This window comes from Staphylococcus sp. EG-SA-2, from assembly GCF_017152085.1.
This window is the reverse complement of sequence record NZ_JACYHC010001023.1, coordinates 1-805: the sequence shown is the minus strand read 5'-3', so window position 1 is coordinate 805 and position 805 is coordinate 1. Positions and strand designations below refer to the sequence as shown.

2 protein-coding genes are annotated in these 805 nt (G+C 31.9%); both read left to right on the top strand.

Annotated features, from left to right (window positions below; all coding sequences use genetic code 11):
* The first annotated feature begins 7 nt into the window (after window positions 1–7).
* On the top strand, window positions 8–466 hold the full coding sequence (locus IDG60_RS27820) for a hypothetical protein (protein ID WP_000734800.1): 459 nt from the start codon (window positions 8–10) through the stop codon (window positions 464–466).
* Window positions 467–705: 239 nt separating this feature from the next.
* Window positions 706–805: BglG family transcription antiterminator (locus IDG60_RS27815; RefSeq protein ID WP_206160994.1), on the top strand; the 100-nt coding region annotated here is incomplete at its 3' end.

Here is an 805-nt window from a genome sequence, read left to right as displayed (position 1 = left end):
GTTATATTTGAAAAAACTTCTTATTACCATCGTAATTATCGTATTAATCGGAGCACTTGGGTTCGCAATTTATGCTGCAATAAATCATTCTACATCATCAAGTAATAACCAAGAACAAGAAAATAAATCTACGCATAAAAAAACAGAAACCGAAGAAAATGATCAACAAGATGATAGTGCAGACAAAACAGATAAAAATCAAAATAATGGCAATAACGATACTAATGACAATCAACCATCTTCACCGTCAAATGTTCCTAACAACCATTCAACAGTACCATCGAATACGCAACCAGCTCAGCCAAAAGACTCAAATTCAAATAAAAATAATACTCACGGTGGTGGCAGTCAATCGTCAACAAACAACCAAAATAATCAACAACAGAACACACCACCTGCTAATAAATCAAATAATACCAATACGCCTTCTAAACAAACACCTCAAGCACAATCACCTAAAAATTAATCATTTGCCTGATACGTCCACAAGTACCAGATGCATAAATTCAGAAAAACAGCAGTGAGATATTTTTCTATTTGAAATATCTTACTGCTGTTCTTTATTTGCATAATTCGCACTCTGTTAAAATCATATAAAAGTTCGCTTTAATGTCATTGACGTATGTATAAGCTCTCATGTTTAATAATATTAATACACCTTTAAAAACGCTTACACGAAAAATTTAGAAAGGAGGTACATGTTAAATGCTTGATAGACACTTAAAACTACTCCAGTTTTTTATTAAAAATCCATCAAAGCACATTAGTTCTAATGAAATTGCTGAACATGTCAATGTTTCAAACC